Here is a 20,590-nt window from a genome sequence, read left to right as displayed (position 1 = left end):
CCGGTCCTAGGGTCGCGGGATGCGACACGGACTGGAGATCTGCTGCGGTGGCCCGTCGGTGACGGCGTCCCTGCTGGTCGAGTTGGGAGAGCTGGCCGAGCGGGCCGGCTGGGACGGGGTGTTCCTCGAGGACTATCTGATCCACTACGACGGCGACGATCCCCCCACGTACGACCCGTGGCTGCTGCTCGCCGCGATCGCGGGCCGTACCGGGCACGTCCGGTTGGGCACGACGGTGACGTCCCTGCCGCGGCGGCGGCCGGCGAAACTGGCCCGGGAGGTCCTCACCCTGGACCACCTCTCCGCCGGCCGGGCCACGGTCGCGGTCGGTGTCGGTGACCCGGGTGACCGGGGCGTCGCGGCGTTCGGTGAGCAGACCGACCTGAGGACTCGGGCGGCCATGCTCGACGAGGGTCTCGACCTGCTGGTCGGGCTGCTCGGCGGTGGTCGGGTCACGCACGAGGGCGTCCACTACCGGGCCGACGGGGTGGCCCTGCGACCGGCGCCGGTGCAGACGCCCCGGGTGCCGGTCTGGGTGGGCGGCAGCACCCAGGCCGGGGCGGTGCGGCGGCGCGCGGCCCGCGCCGACGGGATCGTGCCCTACAAGCTGACCGACACCGGCGGGTGGTCGGACTTCACCCCGGACGAGGTGCACGACCTGGTGGCGGCGCTGCCGGCGACGCGGGCCGACGGGGAGCCGTTCGACGTGGCGATCGGTGGCCGCCGACGCCGGGCGGACGAGCGCGCCGAGCGGGCGTACGTGGGGGAGTTGGCGGCGGCGGGGGCGACGTGGTGGCTGGAGTTCGTCAAGGCGGGCGACCCGGCCAGCATGCGGGCGGCGGTCGCCCGTGGCCCGTTGCGCTGAGGCCGCGCCGATCTCAGGGTCGGCGGGTGCCGGGTCGGGCGTCGTAGTCCCGCCGGGCCTGGTCGACCCGGTCCAGGTTGCTGCCGGCCCACTGCGCCAGCGTGGCGAAGAGCGGGGCGAGGCTGAGCCCGAGGTCGCTGATCTCGTATTCCACCCGGGGCGGGACCTCGGCGTGATAGGTGCGCACGACGAGGCCGTCGCGTTCGAGTTGCCGCAGCCGCTGGGTGAGCACCTTCGGGGTGATGGTGACCAGCCGACGTTCCAGCTCGACGAAGCGCTGCCGACCGTGCTGGTGCAGGGCCCAGAGGATCGGGGTGGTCCAGCGGCTGAAGACGATGTCGACCACCGGGGCGATCGGGCAGGCCTGCGTCGGGTCGGCTTCCGCCCGCGGTTGCGTGGTGGTGGTCACAATCGCCTCCCGTGCCGTCACTTTCCTCTAGGTACCTACTATACGCAGGCGATTAGCGTCCTGAGGTGTCCACAGAGCACAGCACGAGGGAGCGATCATGATCGTGGTCACGGGAGCGACGGGAAACGTGGGGCGGCCGCTGGTGCGGGCCCTGGCGGCGGCCGGTGAGCAGGTGACGGCGGTGTCCCGCCGGGCGTCGGCAACGGAGCTGCCCGCCGGGGTGCGCGCCGTCGACGCCGACCTGACCGACCCGGCCGGCCTGAAGGCGGCGTACGACGGGGCGCAGGCGTTGTTCCTGCTGCTCTCCGGCGACCTGCTGGCGGCCGGCGCCGACCCGGCCGCCATCCTCGACGTGGCGCGGGACGCCGGCGTACGGCGGGTGGTGTTCCTGTCGTCGCAGGGCGTCGCGACCCGCCGCCACCCGCCGCAGCTGGAGCAGGCGGTGCGGGCGTCGGGGCTGGAGTAAACGATGCTGCGGCCGGCCGGCTTCCACTCCAACGCCCTGCTGTGGTCGGAGACCGTCCGCCGGCAGCGTCTGGTGCGGGCCCCGTTCGGTGACGTCGCGTTGCCGACGGTCGACCCGGCGGACATCGCGGCGGTGGCGGCCCTCGCGTTGACCCGCGACGGCCACGGCGGCGCCACGTACGAGCTGACCGGCCCGGCGGCGCTCACCCCGCGGCAGCAGGCCGCGGCGATCGGGGAGGCGCTCGGTGAGCCGGTGCGCTTCGTCGAGCAGGCCGCCGGGGAGGCGCGGGCGCAGCTGCTGCGGTTCATGCCCGAGCCGGTGGTGGAGGCGACGTTGGGCATCCTCGGCACGCCGTCGGAACGGGAGCAGCGGGTGAGCCCCGACGTGCCGCGGCTCCTCGGCCGCGCCCCCGGCGGCTTCGCCGACTGGGCCGCGCGCCACGCCGCCGCCTTCCGCTGACCCACGCCCACGCCCACGCCCACGCCGACGGACGAGCCGGGCGGGCGCGTCGGGCGAGGACCGGCCCGGCGCGTCGGGCGGGGTTCACTCCCGCCCGACGCGCCGGGTGTGTCGTCAGCCCTGCGGGCGGGGGCAGATGCAGAACGGCTGGCCGATCGGGTCGGTCAGCACCACCCACCGCTCGCCGCCGGGCTGCACGTCCGGCTTCGTCGCCCCGGCGGCCACGAACTCCTTCTCGGCCAGGGCGAGGTCGTCGACGTACAGGTCGAGGTGGTAGCGCTTGCCGGCGGTCTCGTCCGGCCAGGCCGGCGGCGTGTATCCGGGGACCAGACCGAAACCGATCGAGGTCCCGTCCTTGCTGATCATGGCGTACTCGGCCTGGCTGTGGGTGATCTCCCAGCCCAGCACGCGCGCGTAGAACGCGGCGTGGGCGACCGGGTCGGAGCTGTCGAGGTTGACCATCGCGAGGTCGGCGGTGACTGTCATGCCGGTCATCCTGTCGGCGGATCCTGACACCCTCTGACAGGTACGCCGGGAATTTCAGCAGAGCAGCTCCAGGTGCCGGTGGGCGTCGGCGGCGATGTCCTCGTGCCGCAGCCGGCGCCGCGCCCACAGCCGGGCGGCCACCTCGGCCTGCTCGTCGCCCCACGCCGCGTGTTCCACCAGCAGCGCGGTGGTCAGCGCGTACGCCAGCCGCAGGGCGAGTCCCCGCGCGCCCGCCACCACCTCCACTGCGGCCGGGTCGGCGGCCACCGTGGTCAGCGTGTCGCGCAGCTCGGCGGTGACCGCGGCGAGGGTGTCGGCGAGGGTGGGCGACAGCGGGCGGGCCAGGTCCACGGCGGCGGCCAGCCGGCGCAGCAGCGGCACGCCGGCGTCCTCCCGGGTGACGGCGCGCAGCACGTCCAGGGCGAGCACATTCGTGGTGCCCTCCCAGATCGGCAGCACCTGGGCGTCGCGCAGCAGCCGGGGCACGCCGGTGTCCTCGACGTAGCCGGCGCCGCCGAAGGACTCCACGTACTCGCTGGCCGAGGCGACGGCGAGCCGGCCGGTGGCGAGCTTCGCCAGCGGCGCGACCACCCGCAGCTCGGCTGCCGCCTCCGGGTCGGCGCCGACCTCCACCCGGCCGAGCAGCGCGAAGGCGTGCCCGGCGAGCACGAACGCGCCGGCCGCGTCGACGGCCAGGGTGCCGAGGGTGCCGCGGTGCAGGGGCGAGTCGGCGAGCGGGCCGCCCGCGACCTGCCGGGCCTGCGCGTACGCCACCGCGTACGCCAGCCCCCGACGCATGCCGGACGCGGCGGCGGAGGCGTTGTGCACCCGGGTCACCACGACCAGGGTCATCGCCCGCACCAGCCCCGGCACCGCCGGGTCCCCGAGCGGCAACGCGTACGCGTCACGCAGCCCGATCTCGGCGGTGGGCAGCGCCCAGGTGCCGAGCTTGTCCTTGAGCCGGTGCACGGTCACCCCCGGCGCGGGGGCGTCCGGTGCCACGCTCACCCCGGTCAGGGGCGAGTCGGCGGCGTACCGGGGCACCAGGAACGGCGCGAGCACCCGGCTGCCCCGCCCGGCGCCCTCGGGCCGGGCCAGGGCCACCGCCATCGGCGCGTCGGCCGCCGAGCAGAACCACTTCTCCCCGGTCAGCCGCCACGAGCCGTCGGCGGCGGGCCGACCGATGGTGCTGGAACGGGACAGGTCGGAGCCGCCCTGCGACTCGGTCATCCACTGCCCGCTGACGATCGCGGTGTCCGGGTCGGTGGAGATCAGCCGGGGCAGCCACGCGTCGCGGATCCCGGGGTCGACGTCGGGGAGGCTGAGCAGCGCGGCGGCGCCGTCGGCCATCGCGACCGGGCAGGAGAAGGTCGCCGACTCCGGGGCGTACAGGTGCAGCAGGGCGTGCTGCACGACCCGGGTCGCGGCTCCCCAGGTGCCGCGCGCGTCGGGCTGCCAGGGCAGCGCGACCACGGCGTGCCGGGCGGCGGCGGCCCGCTGGGCCTGCCAGCCGGCGGAGGTGACGACCCGGTCGACGCGGGCGCCCCACGGGTCGTAGCGGACCAGGGTGGGCGGGTGGGCCTCGGCGTCGGCGTGCGCGGCGCGCAGCGGCCCGACCACCTCGGCGGCCAGGTCGGCCAGCCGGCCCTTCGCCGCGGCGTGCCCGGCGGGGCCGAGCTGCCGTTCCAGCCACGACCGCAGCAGCGCGTCACCGGTGTACGGGTCGTCGGGGCCGGGCACCGGCTGCACGTATCGGGTCATCCGTCGCTCCTTCGCGGGTCTGCCGCCGACCGTAGACGATCGGACACCGACGGCGACAGGGCCGGAAGTTCCTGCGCGGCCGGGGCCGGTTCTCTACCGTCGGAGGTGATGGGCAGCGGTCAGTCGTGGAGCAGACCCGCCCGGCGGGGCCGGCCGGTGCGTACCGGCCTGCTCCTCGGTGGTCTCGGGCTGGGGGTGTGCCTGGTCGGGGTGGCGGGCCTGGCGTTGTGGAACGTGCAGGTGGTGTGGCAGGCCAGCGGCCCGGTGCGGGAGACCGCCGACGGGTTCTTCCGCGAGGTCTCCACCGGCGAGGTCGACAAGGCGTACGAGCGGCTCTGCGCGGACACCCGCAGCCGGTGGAGCGCGGTCGGCTTCGACAGTTGGGTCCGCACCCCGCCGCAGGTCGGCGGCTATGAGATCACCGACGTGTCGATCGCGACCCGGGGCGGCCGGCCGCGCGCCACGGTGACGGTGCGGGTGACCCGCGACGGCGGGGCGGGCGAGCAGCGCAGGGTGCCGGTGGTGCAGGAACGCGGCGAGTGGCGGGTCTGCGGTGACCCGTTCTGAGCGTCAGTCGCGCGGGCCGAGGTCTCCGGCGCGGTAGTGCCGGCGGCACAGCACCTGGTAGCGCACGTCGGCGGTGTCGACGGTGTCGCCGATGACGACCTGCGCGCCCTCGCGGACGACCCGCCCGTCGACGACCCGGGCGTTGAGCAGCCCTTCCCGGCCGCACCAGCAGAGCACCTCGACCTGGATGCGGGCCACGGAGTCGGCGAGTTCGAACAGCCGCTGCGCGGCGGGGAAGAGGCTGGAGCGGAAGTCGGTGGCCAGGCCGAAGGCGTAGACGTCGACGTCGTAGTGGTCGACGAGTTCGGCCATCTGCTCGACGTGTTCCAGGTCGTAGAAGGACGCCTCGTCGCAGATCAGGTAGTCGACGCGTACCCCGTCGGCCCACGCGTCGCGGACCAGGTCGCGCAGGTCGAGGCCGTCGGTGACCTCGATCGCGGCGTGGGCCAGGCCGATGCGGGTGGTGACCTGCGGGCCCAGCGACCGGTCGATGCGGGTGGTGACCAGCCCGCGGCGGCCCTGCCGGGCATGGTTGTAGTTCATCTGCAGGGCCATCGTGGACTTGCCGCAGTCCATCGGCCCCCAGAAGAACTTCAGCGCGGCGGCGTGCAGCGGCCGGCCGTCGAGGCCACGGGCGGCGGCGCAGCCGGTGCGGGTGTCGTCCGGGCCGGGCAGCAGGGGCCGGGCCAGACAGATCGGGGCGGCAGCGGCGTCGTCGGTCACGTCGGGGCAGCCTAGCCGATCGACCGGGTTGGATCCGGCCCGTGCGTGGTCGCCGCTACAGCACCCGGGGCGGGGTGTTGCCGGCGGCGACGATGGCCCGGCGCATCGGCACGGCGGCCAGCAGCGCGAACCCGATCACGAAGAAGATCAGCAGGGAGACCAGGCCCACCCGGTAGGAGGCGGTGAGCTGGAACACCAGGCCGAAGGCGAGCGGCCCGAGCCAGCTGGTGCCCTTGTCGCTGATCTCGTAGAAGCCGTAGTACTCGCCCTCCTTGCCGGCGGGGATGAGCTGGCTGAACAGCGACCGGCTCAGGGCCTGGCTGCCGCCGAGCACCAGGCCGATCGCCCCACCGAGGATCATGAACGGCACCGGCGCCTCGGCGGGCAGCCGGAACGCGGCGATGATCACACCGGTCCAGAGCACCAGGGACAGCAGCACCGTCTTCCACGCGCCGATCCGCCGGGCCAGCGCGCCGAGCGCCAGCGCGCCACCGAAGGCGAGGAACTGCACCAGCAGGATCGTCACGATCAGGGTGCTCTGCGGAAGCCGCAGCTCCTCGGTGCCGTACTGGCTGGCCAGGGTGATGACGGTCTGGATGCCGTCGTTGTAGACCAGGAAGGCGAGCAGGAAGAACAGCGTCAGCGGGTACGCCTTGACCTCCCGCAGGGTGCGGCCGAGCTGCCGGAACCCGTCGGTGAGCACGTTGCCGCCGCCGTGCAGCGCCTCGGCGGTGGGGTGTTCGCGCAGCCAGCGCAGCGGCAGCAGGGTGAACGCCGCCCACCACACCCCGGCCGACACGATCGACCAGCGGGCCAGGTCCAGGGTGCGCTGCGGGTTGCCCTCCTCGCTGAGCATCGTCACGGCGACCAGGTTCAGCGCGAGCAGCAGACCCCCGCCGAGATAGCCGATGGCCCAGCCACGGCTGGAGACCGCGTCGCGTTCGTCGGGGCCGGCCAGTTGCGGCAGGAACGAGTTGTAGACGACCACCGCCGCGCCGAAGGAGATGTTGGCGATCAGGAACAGCGCCCCGCCGAGCAGGTAGCGCTCGCCGGTGACGAAGGCGAACGCGATGGTGGCGCCGGCGCCGGTGAACGCGGCGGCGGCGAGCAGCCGCTTCTTGTGCGTCGACCGGTCGGCGACCGCCCCGATCACGGGCAGCACGAACACGGTCAGGAAGACCGACAGCGAGATCAGGTACGGGTAGTAGGAGCCGGCGGCGACCCGGATGCCCAGCGGGTGGACGTACCCGTCGCAGTTGTCCGCGCCGAGGGTGCACCCGGCGGCGAGTTCGGTGACGGTGGTGAGGAACGGGCCGAGGAAGACCGTGATGACGGTGGTCTGGAACGCCGAGTTGGCCCAGTCGTAGAGGTACCAGCCGCGCCGCTCGCGGCGGGTGCTCGCCGGCTGCGGGGTGTCGGCAACGGCGGGGGTGACCGTCTCGGCCATTCCGGTCCTCGGGGTTCAGGCGGCCCAGTGGCCGCGGCTGCGGTAGACGTCGCGCAGCACGCCGACGTGATCGGTCATGATGCCATCCACACCGAGATCAAGTAAGTCGTGCATGTCGGCAGGTTCGTCGATCGTCCAGACGTGCACCTGCAACCCGATCCGGTGGCAGTACGCCAGGAACCGCCGGTCGACCACGGGGATGCGCCCGTAGCGGACGGGGACCTGGGCGGCGACCACGGACGGCGGCAGCCGCAGCGGCCGGCCGTGCAGGGAGGCCATCCGCAGTCGGGCGACGCCGCGCATGCCGAGGCTGCTGGCGACCTTCGGTCCGGCGAGGGCGCGCAGCCGGGTCAGCCGGGCGTCGCTGAAGGAGGCGAGCAGCACCCGTTCGTCGGCCCCGACCCGGGTGACGGTGTCGACGGTCGGTACGACGCCGCTGTCGGCCTTGACGTCGATGTTGAACCGGACCTCGGGCCAGGCGCCGAGGACCTCGTCGAGGCGGGGGACGACGGCGGCGCCGCCGACGCGTACCGAGGCCAGGTCGTTCCAGCGCAGGTCGGCGATGCGCCCGGGCTCGCCGGTGACCCGGCGCAGGGTGGCGTCGTGGAAGATCACGGCCACCCCGTCGGCGGTGGCGTGCACGTCGGTCTCGACGTACCGGTAGCCCAGGGCGATGGCCCGGGCGAACGCGGCGGCGGTGTTCTCGTCGCCGTCGGCCGCGCCGCCCCGGTGGGCGAACGCGAGGGGCGCGGGGGCGTCGAGGTAGCCGAAGCGGGGCTGCACGAGCGGCAGTATGCCCGGCGCGCGTGGCGTACGGGTGACCGGCCGGGGACCACACCACCACACCGCCTTCCCTATCGTTCCCTGTCGTGCCTATGATGACGCACGATGAGTAACGATGTGTATTCCGTGGAGCAGGTCGCCGACCGGTTGGGACTGCATCCGCGCACGGTGCGCGGCTACATCCGCGCCGGCCGGCTGCGGGCGGTGCGGATCGGCAAGCAGTACCGGATCGCCCGCGCCGACCTCGACGCGCTGACCGGCCGCCCCACACCGGCCCGGGTCCCCGGACCGGCCGTGGAGGTGTCGAGCATCGTCGGCGTCGACGGCGTCGACCGGACCGCCGCGGACCGGCTCGCCACCCTGGTCCTGGCCGCCGCGAACACCGGCGGCGACGGGGACCGGCTGCGCGTGCAGACCGTCTACGACGAGGAGCGGCAGCGGATGAGGATCGTGCTCCTGGGCGCTCCGGCCGCCACCGCCGAGCTGCTGCACCTGCTCGACGGGGTGCTGGCCGGCGACAACGGCCTGGTGACGGGGGAGGCCGACGATGCCTGACGTGCTGCAGGACCGGGCCGGGGTGCCGGTGCTGGTGTGCGACCCGGCCGGCCCGCCGGTGGCCACCGCGCAGGACGCCCTCGACCTGATCGGCGCCGCATTCGCCGGCGCCGAGGCGGTGGCCGTGCCGGCGACCCGGCTGAGCGCGGACTTCTTCGCCCTCGGCAGCCGCGTCGCCGGGGACGTCATGCAGAAGTTCGTGAACTACCGGCTGCGGCTGGTCGTGGTCGGGGACATCGCCGGGCACCTGGCGGCCAGCGCGGCCCTGCGCGCGCTGGTGCACGAGTCGAACCGCGCGGACCACGTGTGGTTCGTGCCGGACCTCGACGCGCTCGACGCCCGGCTGCGGGCCGGTCGATCGGGCGCGTCGACCGGCGGCTGAGCGGTCAGGCCAGCCATCCGGCGGTCGTCGCGGTGACCGCCCGGCCGTCGAGGTCGCCGAGTTTCATCCCGACGAACTGGCGGGCGGTGGTCGAGGTCTGCACCCGGGGCGCCGGATCGGGGTCGGTCAGGGTGGCGACCACCGCCGCGGCGGCGTCCGCCGGGGACTGGGCGGCGGCGAACGCCCCGGCGCTGCGCTCCAGGTACGCCCGCAGCGCCGGCCCGTACGGCCCGGCGGCGGTGATCGCGGCGTCCCGGTCGATGCCGACGTTGGTGACGAACTCGCTGGCCACCGCGCCCGGCTCGACCACGGTGACGGTGACCCCGACGGTGGCGGCCAGGGGCGCGAGGGACTCCATGAACCCCTCGACGGCGAACTTCGCCGCGCAGTACGCCTCGTTGAACGGCTGCCCGACCACCCCGCCGACGCTGGAGACGGTGACCAGCCGGCCCCGGGTGGCGCGCAGGTGCGGCAGCGCGGCCCGGCTCACGTGCAGCACCCCGAAGAAGTTGACCTCCATGACGGCCCGTACGTCGTCGACGGTCTCCTGTTCCAGGGTGCCCACGTGCCCGGCGCCGGCGTTGTTGACCACCGCGTCGAGCCGGCCGTGCGCGTCGACCACGTCGGCGACGCACGCCGCGACCGACGCCTGGTCGGTGACGTCGAGCCGGCGTACGTCGAGCAGGTCGCCGACCCCGGCGGCGTCGGCGGCGCGGCGCAGCGCGTCGGCGCGCGACACGTCGCGCATGGTGGCCACGGTCCGCCAGCCGGCGCGGGCCGCCCCCACGGCGGTCTCCAGGCCGATGCCGGTGGACGTGCCGGTGATCAGCACGGTCGGTGCGCTCATGGTGGTTCGCCTGCCTTCGTCGGGGATGCTTCGCAGAGTCTCATCCTTCGAGTGCACGCGAAGGCAAATCGGGTCAGTCCGACAGGTGTCGGCGGTGGATCCGGCTGACGTCCACCGGGCGGCCCGGGTCGACGTGGCGGGGGCCGTCCGGCTCGTCGGGGCGCAGCGGCACCAGGCAGTCGGTGATCGCGTCGATGATCCGGTCGGTGGCCCGCCGGGCCGCGCCGGGGGAGCCCACGTCGCCCAGGGCCACCGGGGGACCGAAGTGCACGCGGATCACCGGGCGTCGCCGCACCGCGCGGGCGAGGCCGCGCAGCATGCCCTCCGGCGCCCGGTAGGGCAGCACCTCGTGGGAGCCCCACTGGGCGAGGGGGATGACCGGGGCGCCGCTGGCGAAGGCGAGCCGGGCGGCGCCGGTCTTGCCGCGTTCGGGCCACATGCCGGGGGCGAGTCCGATGCGGCCCTCCGGGTAGACCAGGACCACCGACCCGCGGGCGACCGCCGCGGCGGCGGTGTCGAGGGCCTGGTGCACGGAGGTGGTGCCGCGGTCGACGCGGATGTGCCCGGCCCAGCGCATCAGCGCGCCGAGCACCGGGGTCCGGAACAGGCCGCCGGTGGCCATGATCCGTGGGGCGACGCCCCGGGCGCGGCAGGCGGCGGCGAGCACCACCGGGTCGAACGGGCTGATGTGGTTGGCGGCCAGCACGAGCGGGCCGCGCCGCAGGTCGGCCGGCACGTCGCCGGTGACCTCGAGGCGGCCGAGGGCGCCGACGGCGGCGCGGGCCAGCAGCTGCGCGGCGCGCCACAGCAGCGGCGCCCGCCAAGGGGTGGTCGGGGTGTCCATCAACGCTGGATGGTCGCACGCGGGCGGGTGAGCCGGTGACCCGATCCCGGGTCGGGTGGCCGAGGTGATCAGGGTCATTGGTCCCGGGTCGGGTCGGGCCCTGCGGCCCTGCCGATTTCTCTACGACGAGCAGTAGTATTTACTACGTCTCGTAGTAAGCATGGCTGGGGGTAATCAGGTGGACGCGTTGGACGTCGCCCGCTGGCAGTTCGGTGTCACCACCGTCTACCACTTTCTCTTCGTACCGCTGACGATCGGCCTGTCGATCCTGGTGGCGATCCTCCAGACGCTGTGGCACCGCACCGGCAACGAGCGGTACCTCAAGCTCACCAAGTTCTACGGCAAGCTCTTCCTGATCAACTTCGCGATGGGCGTGGTCACCGGCATCGTGCAGGAGTTCCAGTTCGGCATGAACTGGAGCGACTACTCCCGCTTCGTCGGCGACATCTTCGGCGCCCCGCTGGCCATCGAGGCCCTGGTCGCGTTCTTCCTCGAATCCACCTTCATCGGCCTGTGGATCTTCGGCTGGGACCGGCTGCCCAAGCGGGCCCACCTGGCCAGCATCTGGGCCGCCGCCATCGGCACCAACCTGTCGGCGTACTTCATCCTCGCCGCGAACTCGTTCATGCAGAACCCGGTCGGCTTCCGGATCAACCCCGACAGCGGGCGCGCGGAACTCACCGACTTCCCGGCCGTGCTCACCAACAAGGTCGCCCTGGTCACCTTCCCGCACACCCTCGCCGGCGCGTTCCTCGTCGCCGGGTCGCTGATCGTCTCGGTCGGCCTCTTCCACGTCATCCGCCACCGCGACAGCGCCGACACCGACGCCTACCGCTTCGCCACGAAGTTCGGCTCCTGGGTGGTGCTGGTCTCCTCGGCGCTGGTGCTGCTCACCGGCGACATCCAGGGCAAGATCATGACCGAGGTGCAGCCGATGAAGATGGCCGCCGCCGAGGGCCTCTACACCACCGAGAGCCCCGCCTCGTTCTCCGTGCTCACCGTCGGCAGCCTCGACGGCAGCCGCGAGGTCTTCGCCCTCAAGATCCCGTACCTGCTGTCGTTCCTCGGCACCGGCGACCCACACGGCACCGTCCAGGGCATCAACGACCTGCAGGCCCAGTACGCCAGCCAGTACGGCGCCGGCAGCTACACCCCGATCATCCCGGTCACCTACTGGAGCTTCCGCTTCATGATCGGCTTCGGGTTGGCCGCCGCCGCGATCGCCCTGCTGGTGCTCTGGACCCAGCGCAAGGGCCGCACCCCCACCAGCAGGTGGCTGCTGCGCGCCGGCCTGGTCCTGCCGGCCCTGCCGCTGCTCGCCAACTCCTTCGGCTGGATCTTCACCGAGATGGGCCGCCAGCCGTGGATCGTCTTCGGCGAGATGCTCACCCGCAACGGCGTGTCCCGCTCGGTGTCGCTGACCGAGGTCCTCACCTCGTTCACCGCCTTCACCCTCATCTACGCCGCCCTCGCCGTGGTCGAGTTCAAACTGCTGGTCCGCTACGCCAAGGCCGGCGTCCCCGACCTCGACCCCGCGCCCACCGACGACGACCACGACGACGCCGAGCGCCCGCTCGCCTTCGCCTACTGATCCCCGGAGCCCATCGTGGAACTGACCACCGTCTGGTTTCTCCTCGTGGCCGTGCTCTTCACCGGCTACTTCATCCTCGAAGGCTTCGACTTCGGCGTCGGCATGCTGCTGCCCGTGCTCGGCCGCGACGACCGGGAACGCCGCGTCCTGATCAACACCATCGGCCCCGTCTGGGACGGCAACGAGGTCTGGCTGATCACCGCCGGCGGCGCCATGTTCGCCGCCTTCCCCGAGTGGTACGCCACCCTCTTCTCCGGCTTCTACCTGCCGCTGCTGCTGATCCTGCTCGCCCTCATCGCCCGCGGCGTCGCCTTCGAATACCGGCACAAGCGCCCCGAGGCGTCCTGGAAACGCCGCTGGGACACCGCGATCTTCGTCGGCTCGCTGCTACCGGCCGTCCTCTGGGGCGTCGCCTTCGCCAACATCCTGCGCGGCGTCCCGCTCACCGCCGACCACGAGTACGCCGGCGGCCTGATCGACCTGCTCCACCCGTACGCCCTGCTCGGTGGCCTCACCACGGCCGCGCTCTTCCTCACCCACGGCGCGGTGTTCATCGCCCTCAAGACCACCGGCGACATCCGGGAACGGGCCGGCGCCCTCGCCGTGCGCCTCGGCGTCGGCACCGCCGTGGTGGCGGTGGCGTTCCTGGCCTGGACACTGACCATCCGCTCCAGCACGGCCGCCGTCGTGCTCGCGGCCGGCGCGGCCCTCGCCCTCGTCGGTGGCCTCGCCGCCGCCCGGGTACGCCGCGAAGGCTGGGCGTTCACCGGCACGGCCGTGGCCATCGCCCTGGCCGTGGCGACCCTCTTCGCCGCGCTCTTCCCGAACGTGCTGCCCTCCACCCTCGACGCCGCCGGCACCCTCACCGCCAGCAACGCCGCCTCCACCCCCTACACCCTGAAGATCATGACCTGGGTGGCGGTGGTCTTCACTCCGATCGTGCTCGCCTATCAGGGTTGGACGTACTGGGTGTTCCGCAAGCGGATCGGGGTAATGAACATTCCGCAACACTGATGAGCCTGCGGGCGCGGGGAACGCGGGGCCGGTGCGAGGGGGTCGCACCGGCCCCGCGGGGTGTCCAGGCCCCGCCCGGCACCGACCGACGCCACCCCACCAGCGGCGACACCACCCCCGCGCGGCGACCCGACCGAACCACCGCACGGGACACCCGTCACCGCGCCTCGCGCAACTCCGCCAACCGCGCCTCGATCTCCGCCAACTCCGCGCGCAGCTTCTCCGCCTGCTGCTCCGCCTCCGCCCGCTCCGCGCCCAGGATCTGCTCCACCGCCTCCTGCACACCCGGCACATCCACCAGCGCCACCATCCGCAACGCCTCCGCCGGCTTCACCACATACGGCTTCGCCAGCGCCTTCGCCCCCTGCTGCGCCGCCACCGTCCACTCACCCTCCGCGTACGCCAACGTCACCGTCAGCCCCGCCGGAGACTTCGGCTTCGCCGCCTTCACCGCCCGCCGCGCCGGCCTCGACTCCGCCTGCTGCTCCACCTTCGGCTCCTCCCGACGCGGCGCCGGCACCGGCGGCGTGTCCAACACGAACTCCGGCACCACCGGCGCCTCCGGCACCACCTCCGGCTTCGGCTCCACCACCTTCCGCCCCGCACCCCGCGGCGCCACCGCCACGTCGGCGGGGGAGAAGGGCAACTCGTCACGACCGAACCGCACCACCACGAACTCGTCCGACACCGCCGGATCGGTCAGCTCCACCACCTGCCCGACCTGCCCCGCCATCTGACCCGCCGCCGCCGTGAACACCACCTTCGGCTTCCGGCCCGCAGCCAACGCGTCCCGAATACCCTGCACCTCGTCAGTGGACAAACCCTGGCCCGCCATCACAGCCCTCTTCCGTACACCTGTCTGATTGGAGCCTTGATACCAGCCGACTACGACACCCCGAAGATCAGCCCCCCAGCGCCCGCAACGCCGCGTCCGCATGCTCGTTCATGCTCAACTCGCTGTGCACCACCGCCAACACCCGCCGATCCGCGCCGATCACGAACGTCATCCGCCGCGTGCTCAACGCCCCCAACGGCAACCGCCGCCGCACCCCGAACGCCTCCGCCACCGCACCGTCGACATCCGACAACAACGGATAGTCGAACCCGTGCCGCCGCGAGAACTCCGCCTGCCGCTCCACCGGATCCCGACTGATCCCCACCCGCTGCGCACCCACCGCCGCGAACTCCGCCGCCAGATCCCGGAAATGGCAACTCTCCGCCGTGCACCCCCGCGTCAACGCCGCCGGATAGAAGAACACCACCACCGGCCCCGCCGCCACGAACTCCGACAACCGGCGCACCCGCCCCGTCTCGTCCGGCAACGCGAAATCCGCCACCACATCCCCGACACCCACACCCACCGCGCACCTCCACCACTCGACGCCGACGCGCGGAGCCTAAGCGACCCGACGCGCCAGACCTAGCCGACCGGCCCCCACACCGCCGCCACCGAATCCGCCACCGCCGCCGCCTGCGCCCGACCCGCCCGCGCCGCACCCGCCCGCCGCGCCGGATCCAACACGTTACGACCGATCGCCCGCCGCGCCGCCGCATCCGGCGTCACCACCACCACCCGCGCCGACCGCCGCAACGCCGCCACCTGCGCCGCCAACCGCGGCATCGGCCCGAACGCCGACGACACCGGCGCGACCACCACCACCGCCTCCGCACCCTCGGCCAGATCCGCGTTCACCGCCGAGCGCACCCCACCGTCGACGAACCGACGATCCCCGATCGTCACCGGCGGCCACACCCCCGGCACCGCGCAACTCGCCCCCACCGCATCCACCAGCGACACCCCACTCGCCGCGTCGAACACCACGAACTCACCCGACGCCGCGTCCACCGCCGTCACCAGCAACCGCCGCGCCGGCCACTCCCGCACCGGCAACCGCCCCTCGATCACCGCCCGCCGCGACGCCTCCGACGGCGTCCGCGCCGCACACGCCATCGCCCCCACCCGCGCCCGCGACCGCACCGCATCCCGGCTACGCCCACCCGCCCACGCCCACCGCAGCAGCACCCCCGCCCCCAACCGGGCCGCCACCTCACCCTCGGCCGGCCGCAGCTGCGCCGCGTACAACTCCTGGACCGGCACCCCCGAACACACCTGCGCACCCACCACCGAACCCGCCGACGTCCCCACCACCAGATCCGCCCCGACCAGATCCACCCCCCGCTGCGCCAACCCCGCCAGCAGCCCCAACTCCCAGGCCACCCCGGTCACCCCGCCACCACCCAGCACCAACGCCCGCGTCATCCCGACCGTCCTCTCACCACCGGATCCTGCCGGCCACGGTAACGTCACCCGCACCACCGGGGCAGGGGAGAGGCCATTGACCCACGTCACCGTCATCACCGGCGGCAGCCGCGGCATCGGCGCCGCCACCGCCCACCGACTCGCCGCCGCCGGCCACCACCTCGCCATCGGCTACCGCCGCGACCACACCGCCGCCCGCGCCGTCCTCGCCGACCTCCACGCCACCGGCACCACCGCGATCGCCGTACCCGCCGACACCACCGACCCCGACCAGGTCCACCACCTCTTCGACGCCGCCGCCGACCTCGGACCCCTCACCGGCCTGGTCAACAACGCCGGCATCACCAGCCCGATCGGCCCCTTCACCGACCTGCGCCCCGACGACCTGCGCCAGGTCGTCGACGTCAACCTCATCGGGTACGTCCTCTGCGCCCAACAGGCCGCCCGCCGGATGACCCACGGCGGCGCCATCGTCAACATCTCCTCCGCCGCCGCCACCCTCGGCAGCCCCGGCGAATACATCCACTACGCCGCCGTCAAGGCCGCCACCGACACCCTCACCCTCGGCCTCGCCAAGGAACTCGCCCCGCACGGCATCCGCGTCAACGCCGTCGCCCCCGGCATCGTCCGCACCGACATCCACGCCCTCTCCGGCGTCCCCGACCGCGCCGACACCGCCGCCGCCCGCATCCCCCTCGGCCGCGCCGGCGAACCCGACGAGGTCGCCGCCGCCGTCGCCTGGCTGCTGAGCCCCGACGCCTCCTACACCACCGGCGCCGTCCTGCGCGTGGCCGGCGGCCTCTGAACCCGACGGGGGAGAGCCCGGGTCACGCGCAGGACGGCGCCGCCGTCAGTGCCAGTCGCTGATCCGCACGTCCCGCGGATCCGGAGCACCCACCCCCGTCTCCAGGAACCGCTTGAGACTCAGCAGGAAGACCGCCCACTTCGTGCTGCAGTGGTACATGAACTCCACCGGCTCACGCCAACCCTCGTGCGCGAACACCACGATCGTGAAGTCACCCTCCTGCCGCAGCTCCCACCGCACGACGGTGCCGACCCACTCCGGCGGACCGTCCACCACCTCCCAGCACACCCGCCGACCCGCGACGAGCTCCACGACCTTCATGTCGAACCCACCCGCGGCGAACCGGAACTCCAGCACGCCACCCACCTCGGCCACCCCGGACGTCTGCTCCGTCCACCACCCGGACAACCCGTCCACCGTGGTCAGCGCCGCGTACACCCGCTCCGGCGAGGAATGCTCCACACCGACGCGATGCAGGATGTCTGCCATCTCCCGAACCTCCTCCTACCGCTGCTTCCCGGTCCCGGCGTCCCGGCCCCGCTCGATCGACTCGGCGATCCGCCGGATCCGCCGCAACCGGGCGTCCCACGCCGCGCCCACGTCGGCCAGCTGCGCGACGGCGCGGGCCAACTGCGCCTCGTCGACCCGGAAGTGCCGCTCCCGGCCGCTGGTGGAGGCGCGCACCAGCCCCACCCGGTCGAGCACGACGAGATGCTTCGCCACCGCCTGACGGGTCACCGGCAACCGTTCGCTCAGACTGGTCGCCGTGCCGCTGCCGTCGCTCAGCAGCAGGTCGAGCATCCGACGCCGGGTCGGATCGCCGATCGCCGACCAGAGGTCGTCGTCCACCACCGTCACGCCGACGCGCCCGCCGCGACCTTCGCCGCGTACACCGGCAGCCGGGGGAGGAAGTAGTCCCAGCCGGTGCCGTGCTCGGCGTACTCGGCGGCGACCTTCGCCTCGTCCCAGCCGCGCTCGCGGAAACCGCTCTCGGTCATCCGCAGCAGCGTCCCCGTCCCGGCCGGCTGGAGCTCGAAGACGACCAGCAGCGAGTTGCCCGGCCCGGCGGTCACCCCCTCGTCGTGGGTCCAGCGGAACGAGAAGAGCCGCGGGGGAACCGCGTCCACCACTGTGAACTGCACCCACGTGCCGCCCTGCGCGCAGTCCCCGAACCCGATCCGCCCCGCACCGCCCGGCTCGGCGGGGTAGTCCGCCTCGTCCGGCCACCACTGACGCAGGTGCTCCGGGCTGCTCACCACGTCGAAGACGACCTCGGGTGAGGCGTCGATGTGGATCTCCCGCTCGATCGTGCCGTACTCCATGCCCTCGCCACCTTTCGCAACCATCGGTTGCGAGTCACGCTAGCGGACCGGCCGCGACGCGCGCAACCGATCGTTGCGTTTGGGTCGGGAGCGCGGCCTCTCGAGGGGAGCCGAGCCGTCCGGTTCCTTCACGTCGTCAGACCGGTAGCGACCACGGAGCTGGCTGGAGATCGACGGTGCCGGAAGGGCGGCGGGCCAACCCGCGCGGACGGAAGCACCGCAGGGACCGTGCCGCCTGCCCGGCGGCACGAGCGTGCGGCACAGTGGCGCGATCCGTCGCACCCTCGGCACCGGCATGGGCCGTGAAGCGAGCCTCCCAGCAGCCCCCCGGCCCAAGGCACTGATTCGATAATGCACATTATGTCAAGTAAAGCTGATCGGGGGCCTCTCCCGGGGTCGACCAGCGGCGCAGGTGCTCCTCGATCAGGTCGGCCCGCTCGGCTGCCGTTCCAGGCGGTACGACGACGAGTTCGTGGCCGTACTCCGAATAGACCTGCTCGTGCAGCGCGGCGAAGACCAGGGACTCGGCCAGGCTGATCCGCCGCGCCGCCGTACGCGTGACGAAACCCAGCGACTGGACCAGGAACACCCGTCGCTGGTAGACGCCGTCGCCGCGGATCCGCTCCACCTCCGCCGCCAGCGCCGGGCTCACCGGGCGGCCCTGGTAACGGGCCAGCGCCAGGGTGCACAGCGGCGAGCGGTCGTACACCTGGATGCCGCCGGGTGGTTGCGTTCGCTGGCGGCGGGCCTGCTCGGCGACGACCAGATCGAGGAAGTCGTCGCGGCGCCAGGGTTCGTCGCAGCCGGCGGCCTGCTGCGCGGCGATCACGTCCGTGGCGGCCTCCGGGACGACGTGCCGTCCGCGCAGCCGCAGGTGCTCCAGGATCGTCGTCTTGCCCGCCCCGGGCGCTCCGGTCAGCACGTACCGCCGTGTCGGCATGCCTCGCACGGTATGCCGCTCCCCTTCCCCACCGTTGCCCGGACGTGAGAATCATGCATAATATCCCTTATGCATGACAAAACGGGCGAATCGCTTGCAGCGCTGATCGAGGAGTTCCTGACCGCCCGGACCACCCGCAAGCCCTCCCCCCACACCCTGGCCGCCTACCGGCGGGACCTGCTCGCCGTCGCGCGACTCGTCGCGGAGGACGCCACCCCTCCCCTGCCGCTGGACGAGGTGCCGGTCACCGCCCTCTCCCCCCGGGTCATGCGGTCGGCGTTCGCCCGGTTCGCCACTCCCCGCGCCGCCGCCTCCGTACACCGCGCCTGGTCCACCTGGAACAGCTTCTTCACGTTCCTGGTCGCCGAGGGGGTCGTGCCGGGCAACCCGATGCCGGCGGTGGGGCGTCCCCGCACGCCGCTCCCCCAGCCCAAGCCCCTGCGCGGCGAGGACACCCCCGAGGAGCTGCTCGCGGCGGTGGCCCGCGACGACGGCCGGCAGCGCGACCCGTGGCCGGAGCGGGACCTGGCGGTGCTGGCGCTGGCGCTCTGCGCCGGGTTGCGCCTGTCGGAGCTGCTGGCGTTGCGGGTGTCGTCGCTGGCCGGCCGGGACGGCGAGCGGCGGGTCGACGTCTGGGGCAAGGGTGGGCGACCCCGCAGCGTGCCGATCGAGGCCGGGGTGGACCGGGTGCTGGCGGACTATCTGGACAGTCGTGGGCGTCGGTTCGGGGCGCGCAGTGTGCGGCCGGACTCGCCGCTGCTGGTGGACCGGCGGGGTGAGCCGTTGCGCCGGGGTGGCCTGCAGTACCTGGTGGAGTCGTGTTACCGGCGGGCGGGCATCGGTGACCGGGTGCCGCGGGGGGCGCGGTTGCACGCGTTGCGGCACACCTTCGCGACCCGGTTGGCGGAGGACGGGGCGAGCGCGGCGGAGATCATGCGGTTGCTGGGGCATGCGTCGTTGGCGTCGTCGCAGACGTACATCGAGGTGACGGCGGGTCAGCAGCGGGCGGCGGTGGCGGCGAACCGCACGAATCGGGCGTTGGCGGGTCTGGTGGAGGGGCGCGGGGCGGCGGACGGTGGCCGGTGACGGTGGTTCTAGCCGAGGTCGACGACGAGGGGTCGGTGGTCGGAGATGGCCGACAGTGGGGTGTCGACGGCGGTGACGGGTGGGAGCCGGTCGAGGCCGTGGCGGTCGGCGAGGATGTGGTCGAGCTGCACGCGGGGTTGTCCGGCCGGGTAGGTGGGGCGGCGGCCGAGGGGGTGCCAGCGGGTGAGCAGGGCGGCGGGGCCGGCGGGGAGGTTGAGGTCGCCGAGGAGGATCCGGGGTGCGGGCAGGGCGCGCAGGGCGCGGACGACGCGGCGCAGTTGCAGGATGTTCCAGCCGGGGACGAAGGACAGGTGGGTGGCGGCGACGGTGAGGGGGCCGTGGGGGGTGTCGAGGACGGCGGCGAGGACGACGCGGGGTTCGTCGCGTAGGAGGATGAGGCCGCCGCCGGGTCCGGGGACGTAGATGGGTGAGCGGACGGGGGCGGGGCGTAGTCGGGTGACCTGCCAGGTGCGTACGGGGTGGCGGCTGATGAGGCCGACGCCGTAGAGGGGTTCGCCGTGGCCGTCGTCGTCGTGGGTGAGGGGGCGGAACTGTTCGCCGGGGGTGCCGACGACGGCGGCGGCGAAGCGGTGTTCGGGGGCGTCGAGGGCGCGGGCGGCGATGGCGGTGAGGTCGAGGTTGCCGCTGCGGGTCTGGTCGCGGTCGACTTCCTGGAGGGCGAGGACGTCGGCGTCGAGGGCGGTGACGGCGGCGGTGAGCCGGTCGGGGTCGACGAGTCCGTCGGTGAGGGATCGTCCGTGCAGCAGGTTGAAGGTGGCCAGGCGCACCTGCTCACCCTACGTCGCTGTGGCAGGGTTGCCGGATGGTGAAGGCGTTGGTGTGTTCGGTGCTGGTGTTCGTGGCGGTGGCGTGGGTGGGGTTGTGGTTGCGGCGGCGGCGGGGTCTCTGACGGGGTGAGGCTGGCCACAGAGGGTCTTCGCGGGGTGTGGGTGGTGGGAAGAATTGCCGCCCGTGGAC

General features: G+C 73.5%; 26 protein-coding genes. 10 read left to right on the top strand and 16 right to left on the bottom strand.

The genetic code is table 11. The features are described 5' to 3' along the window. Positions 1 to 19: 19 nt before the first annotated feature. A complete protein-coding gene (locus tag ABUL08_RS08450; RefSeq protein WP_350936179.1) occupies positions 20 to 865 on the top strand; it encodes an LLM class flavin-dependent oxidoreductase in 846 nt (281 codons plus the stop codon). A gap of 13 nt (positions 866 to 878) precedes the next feature. Here ABUL08_RS08450 and ABUL08_RS08445 read toward each other — a convergent pair whose 3' ends face one another. Beyond that, on the bottom strand, positions 879 to 1,274 hold the full coding sequence (locus ABUL08_RS08445; protein ID WP_350936176.1) for a winged helix-turn-helix transcriptional regulator: 396 nt from the start codon (positions 1,272 to 1,274) through the stop codon (positions 879 to 881). Between the two features lie 97 nt (positions 1,275 to 1,371). Between ABUL08_RS08445 and ABUL08_RS08440 the strand changes: the two genes are divergently transcribed. Together ABUL08_RS08440 and ABUL08_RS08435 are read left to right on the top strand one after the other, a co-directional pair. Further along, positions 1,372 to 1,740, top strand: coding sequence for an SDR family oxidoreductase (locus ABUL08_RS08440; protein ID WP_350936175.1), 369 nt, complete (start codon positions 1,372 to 1,374; stop codon positions 1,738 to 1,740). A gap of 3 nt (positions 1,741 to 1,743) precedes the next feature. Next, a complete protein-coding gene (locus ABUL08_RS08435; RefSeq protein WP_350936173.1) occupies positions 1,744 to 2,199 on the top strand; it encodes a Rossmann-fold NAD(P)-binding domain-containing protein in 456 nt (151 codons plus the stop codon). A gap of 114 nt (positions 2,200 to 2,313) precedes the next feature. On the opposite strand, the gene ABUL08_RS08430 is transcribed toward ABUL08_RS08435, so the two are convergent. Both ABUL08_RS08430 and ABUL08_RS08425 read right to left on the bottom strand, forming a co-directional pair. Then, complete coding sequence (locus ABUL08_RS08430) at positions 2,314 to 2,685, bottom strand: VOC family protein (protein WP_350936172.1); 372 nt, start codon at positions 2,683 to 2,685, stop codon at positions 2,314 to 2,316. Positions 2,686 to 2,739: 54 nt separating this feature from the next. Further along, positions 2,740 to 4,446 carry an acyl-CoA dehydrogenase family protein gene (locus tag ABUL08_RS08425; RefSeq protein WP_350936170.1) on the bottom strand — a complete coding sequence of 569 codons (1,707 nt, stop codon included), beginning with the start codon at positions 4,444 to 4,446 and terminating at the stop codon, positions 2,740 to 2,742. A gap of 108 nt (positions 4,447 to 4,554) precedes the next feature. Here ABUL08_RS08425 and ABUL08_RS08420 point away from each other — a divergent pair, with 108 nt between their 5' ends. Continuing rightward, positions 4,555 to 5,013: an Rv0361 family membrane protein gene (locus ABUL08_RS08420; RefSeq protein ID WP_350936169.1), complete on the top strand. Its 459-nt coding sequence runs from the start codon at positions 4,555 to 4,557 to the stop codon at positions 5,011 to 5,013. A 3-nt stretch (positions 5,014 to 5,016) separates the two neighbouring features. Here the strand turns inward: ABUL08_RS08420 and ABUL08_RS08415 are convergent, their stop codons facing one another. The 3 genes from ABUL08_RS08415 to ABUL08_RS08405 are packed head-to-tail and all read right to left on the bottom strand — an operon-like array spanning position 5,017 to position 7,966. Next, positions 5,017 to 5,736 carry a thymidine kinase gene (locus tag ABUL08_RS08415; protein ID WP_377522630.1) on the bottom strand — a complete coding sequence of 240 codons (720 nt, stop codon included), beginning with the start codon at positions 5,734 to 5,736 and terminating at the stop codon, positions 5,017 to 5,019. Positions 5,737 to 5,791: 55 nt separating this feature from the next. After that, positions 5,792 to 7,183, bottom strand: a complete 1,392-nt coding sequence (locus ABUL08_RS08410; protein WP_350936168.1) for an MFS transporter — start codon at positions 7,181 to 7,183, stop codon at positions 5,792 to 5,794. A 15-nt stretch (positions 7,184 to 7,198) separates the two neighbouring features. After that, on the bottom strand, positions 7,199 to 7,966 hold the full coding sequence (locus tag ABUL08_RS08405) for a glycerophosphodiester phosphodiesterase family protein (RefSeq protein ID WP_350936166.1): 768 nt from the start codon (positions 7,964 to 7,966) through the stop codon (positions 7,199 to 7,201). A 105-nt stretch (positions 7,967 to 8,071) separates the two neighbouring features. On the opposite strand from ABUL08_RS08405, the gene ABUL08_RS08400 reads away from it, so the two are divergent. Then, a complete protein-coding gene (locus tag ABUL08_RS08400) occupies positions 8,072 to 8,521 on the top strand; it encodes a helix-turn-helix domain-containing protein (RefSeq protein WP_350936164.1) in 450 nt (149 codons plus the stop codon). After that, the gene (locus tag ABUL08_RS08395; RefSeq protein ID WP_350936162.1) at positions 8,514 to 8,903 is read left to right on the top strand and encodes a DUF4180 domain-containing protein; all 390 of its coding nucleotides are present in this window, start codon (positions 8,514 to 8,516) and stop codon (positions 8,901 to 8,903) included. The genes ABUL08_RS08400 and ABUL08_RS08395 overlap by 8 nt, the downstream gene beginning before the upstream one ends. Before the next feature lie 4 nt (positions 8,904 to 8,907). Here the strand turns inward: ABUL08_RS08395 and ABUL08_RS08390 are convergent, their stop codons facing one another. Beyond that, positions 8,908 to 9,750 carry an SDR family NAD(P)-dependent oxidoreductase gene (locus ABUL08_RS08390; RefSeq protein ID WP_350936160.1) on the bottom strand — a complete coding sequence of 281 codons (843 nt, stop codon included), beginning with the start codon at positions 9,748 to 9,750 and terminating at the stop codon, positions 8,908 to 8,910. A 73-nt stretch (positions 9,751 to 9,823) separates the two neighbouring features. Continuing rightward, entirely contained in the window at positions 9,824 to 10,594 is a 771-nt protein-coding gene (locus tag ABUL08_RS08385) for a lysophospholipid acyltransferase family protein (RefSeq protein WP_350936159.1), read from the bottom strand. A 178-nt stretch (positions 10,595 to 10,772) separates the two neighbouring features. On the opposite strand from ABUL08_RS08385, the gene ABUL08_RS08380 reads away from it, so the two are divergent. Both ABUL08_RS08380 and cydB read left to right on the top strand, forming a co-directional pair. After that, positions 10,773 to 12,185, top strand: coding sequence for a cytochrome ubiquinol oxidase subunit I (locus tag ABUL08_RS08380; protein ID WP_350938553.1), 1,413 nt, complete (start codon positions 10,773 to 10,775; stop codon positions 12,183 to 12,185). Positions 12,186 to 12,200: 15 nt separating this feature from the next. Continuing rightward, positions 12,201 to 13,199: a cytochrome d ubiquinol oxidase subunit II gene (gene cydB / locus ABUL08_RS08375; RefSeq protein WP_350936157.1), complete on the top strand. Its 999-nt coding sequence runs from the start codon at positions 12,201 to 12,203 to the stop codon at positions 13,197 to 13,199. A gap of 157 nt (positions 13,200 to 13,356) precedes the next feature. On the opposite strand, the gene ABUL08_RS08370 is transcribed toward cydB, so the two are convergent. The 3 genes from ABUL08_RS08370 to ABUL08_RS08360 form a co-directional block, all read right to left on the bottom strand. Then, positions 13,357 to 14,034 carry a hypothetical protein gene (locus tag ABUL08_RS08370; protein ID WP_350936155.1) on the bottom strand — a complete coding sequence of 226 codons (678 nt, stop codon included), beginning with the start codon at positions 14,032 to 14,034 and terminating at the stop codon, positions 13,357 to 13,359. 67 nt (positions 14,035 to 14,101) lie between these two features. After that, positions 14,102 to 14,560: a peroxiredoxin gene (locus ABUL08_RS08365; protein ID WP_350936153.1), complete on the bottom strand. Its 459-nt coding sequence runs from the start codon at positions 14,558 to 14,560 to the stop codon at positions 14,102 to 14,104. 59 nt (positions 14,561 to 14,619) lie between these two features. Then, positions 14,620 to 15,459 carry a patatin-like phospholipase family protein gene (locus ABUL08_RS08360; protein ID WP_350936151.1) on the bottom strand — a complete coding sequence of 280 codons (840 nt, stop codon included), beginning with the start codon at positions 15,457 to 15,459 and terminating at the stop codon, positions 14,620 to 14,622. Between the two features lie 76 nt (positions 15,460 to 15,535). Between ABUL08_RS08360 and ABUL08_RS08355 the strand changes: the two genes are divergently transcribed. Continuing rightward, positions 15,536 to 16,264, top strand: a complete 729-nt coding sequence (locus ABUL08_RS08355) for an SDR family oxidoreductase (RefSeq protein WP_350936149.1) — start codon at positions 15,536 to 15,538, stop codon at positions 16,262 to 16,264. Between the two features lie 45 nt (positions 16,265 to 16,309). Here the strand turns inward: ABUL08_RS08355 and ABUL08_RS08350 are convergent, their stop codons facing one another. From ABUL08_RS08350 to ABUL08_RS08335, 4 genes are all read right to left on the bottom strand, one after another. After that, positions 16,310 to 16,753: an SRPBCC family protein gene (locus ABUL08_RS08350; protein ID WP_350936147.1), complete on the bottom strand. Its 444-nt coding sequence runs from the start codon at positions 16,751 to 16,753 to the stop codon at positions 16,310 to 16,312. Positions 16,754 to 16,768: 15 nt separating this feature from the next. Further along, the gene (locus tag ABUL08_RS08345; protein WP_350936145.1) at positions 16,769 to 17,122 is read right to left on the bottom strand and encodes an ArsR/SmtB family transcription factor; all 354 of its coding nucleotides are present in this window, start codon (positions 17,120 to 17,122) and stop codon (positions 16,769 to 16,771) included. Next, positions 17,119 to 17,586 carry an SRPBCC domain-containing protein gene (locus ABUL08_RS08340; RefSeq protein ID WP_350936143.1) on the bottom strand — a complete coding sequence of 156 codons (468 nt, stop codon included), beginning with the start codon at positions 17,584 to 17,586 and terminating at the stop codon, positions 17,119 to 17,121. Before ABUL08_RS08340 ends, ABUL08_RS08345 begins: the two co-directional genes overlap by 4 nt. A 358-nt stretch (positions 17,587 to 17,944) precedes the next feature. Continuing rightward, complete coding sequence (locus ABUL08_RS08335; RefSeq protein WP_350936141.1) at positions 17,945 to 18,526, bottom strand: AAA family ATPase; 582 nt, start codon at positions 18,524 to 18,526, stop codon at positions 17,945 to 17,947. A 69-nt stretch (positions 18,527 to 18,595) separates the two neighbouring features. On the opposite strand from ABUL08_RS08335, the gene ABUL08_RS08330 reads away from it, so the two are divergent. Then, complete coding sequence (locus tag ABUL08_RS08330; protein ID WP_350936139.1) at positions 18,596 to 19,612, top strand: tyrosine-type recombinase/integrase; 1,017 nt, start codon at positions 18,596 to 18,598, stop codon at positions 19,610 to 19,612. 8 nt (positions 19,613 to 19,620) lie between these two features. Here ABUL08_RS08330 and ABUL08_RS08325 read toward each other — a convergent pair whose 3' ends face one another. Beyond that, positions 19,621 to 20,400 (bottom strand): endonuclease/exonuclease/phosphatase family protein, encoded by a 780-nt coding sequence (locus ABUL08_RS08325; RefSeq protein ID WP_350936136.1) that lies wholly within the window; start codon positions 20,398 to 20,400, stop codon positions 19,621 to 19,623. Between the last annotated feature and the right edge of the window lie 190 nt (positions 20,401 to 20,590).

Source organism: Micromonospora sp. CCTCC AA 2012012, assembly GCF_040499845.1.
Taxonomy (GTDB): Bacteria; Actinomycetota; Actinomycetes; order Mycobacteriales; family Micromonosporaceae; genus Micromonospora; species Micromonospora mangrovi.
The sequence above is the reverse complement of the archived record's forward strand: the minus strand, read 5'-3'. Positions and strand labels throughout refer to the sequence as shown.

What these genes read in the sequence shown, in the direction of transcription:
- ABUL08_RS08450 (WP_350936179.1), top strand. Translation starts at nt 20, where the DNA reads ATGCGACACGGACTGGAGATCTGCTGCGGTGGCCCGTCGGTGACGGCG.
- ABUL08_RS08440 (WP_350936175.1), top strand. Translation starts at nt 1,372, where the DNA reads ATGATCGTGGTCACGGGAGCGACGGGAAACGTGGGGCGGCCGCTGGTG.
- ABUL08_RS08435 (WP_350936173.1), top strand. Translation starts at nt 1,744, where the DNA reads ATGCTGCGGCCGGCCGGCTTCCACTCCAACGCCCTGCTGTGGTCGGAG.
- ABUL08_RS08430 (WP_350936172.1), bottom strand. Translation starts at nt 2,685, where the DNA reads ATGACAGTCACCGCCGACCTCGCGATGGTCAACCTCGACAGCTCCGAC.
- ABUL08_RS08425 (WP_350936170.1), bottom strand. Translation starts at nt 4,446, where the DNA reads ATGACCCGATACGTGCAGCCGGTGCCCGGCCCCGACGACCCGTACACC.
- ABUL08_RS08420 (WP_350936169.1), top strand. Translation starts at nt 4,555, where the DNA reads ATGGGCAGCGGTCAGTCGTGGAGCAGACCCGCCCGGCGGGGCCGGCCG.
- ABUL08_RS08410 (WP_350936168.1), bottom strand. Translation starts at nt 7,183, where the DNA reads ATGGCCGAGACGGTCACCCCCGCCGTTGCCGACACCCCGCAGCCGGCG.
- ABUL08_RS08400 (WP_350936164.1), top strand. Translation starts at nt 8,072, where the DNA reads ATGAGTAACGATGTGTATTCCGTGGAGCAGGTCGCCGACCGGTTGGGA.
- ABUL08_RS08395 (WP_350936162.1), top strand. Translation starts at nt 8,514, where the DNA reads ATGCCTGACGTGCTGCAGGACCGGGCCGGGGTGCCGGTGCTGGTGTGC.
- ABUL08_RS08390 (WP_350936160.1), bottom strand. Translation starts at nt 9,750, where the DNA reads ATGAGCGCACCGACCGTGCTGATCACCGGCACGTCCACCGGCATCGGC.
- ABUL08_RS08385 (WP_350936159.1), bottom strand. Translation starts at nt 10,594, where the DNA reads ATGGACACCCCGACCACCCCTTGGCGGGCGCCGCTGCTGTGGCGCGCC.
- ABUL08_RS08370 (WP_350936155.1), bottom strand. Translation starts at nt 14,034, where the DNA reads ATGGCGGGCCAGGGTTTGTCCACTGACGAGGTGCAGGGTATTCGGGAC.
- ABUL08_RS08360 (WP_350936151.1), bottom strand. Translation starts at nt 15,459, where the DNA reads ATGACGCGGGCGTTGGTGCTGGGTGGTGGCGGGGTGACCGGGGTGGCC.
- ABUL08_RS08350 (WP_350936147.1), bottom strand. Translation starts at nt 16,753, where the DNA reads ATGGCAGACATCCTGCATCGCGTCGGTGTGGAGCATTCCTCGCCGGAG.
- ABUL08_RS08340 (WP_350936143.1), bottom strand. Translation starts at nt 17,586, where the DNA reads ATGGAGTACGGCACGATCGAGCGGGAGATCCACATCGACGCCTCACCC.
- ABUL08_RS08335 (WP_350936141.1), bottom strand. Translation starts at nt 18,526, where the DNA reads ATGCCGACACGGCGGTACGTGCTGACCGGAGCGCCCGGGGCGGGCAAG.
- ABUL08_RS08330 (WP_350936139.1), top strand. Translation starts at nt 18,596, where the DNA reads ATGCATGACAAAACGGGCGAATCGCTTGCAGCGCTGATCGAGGAGTTC.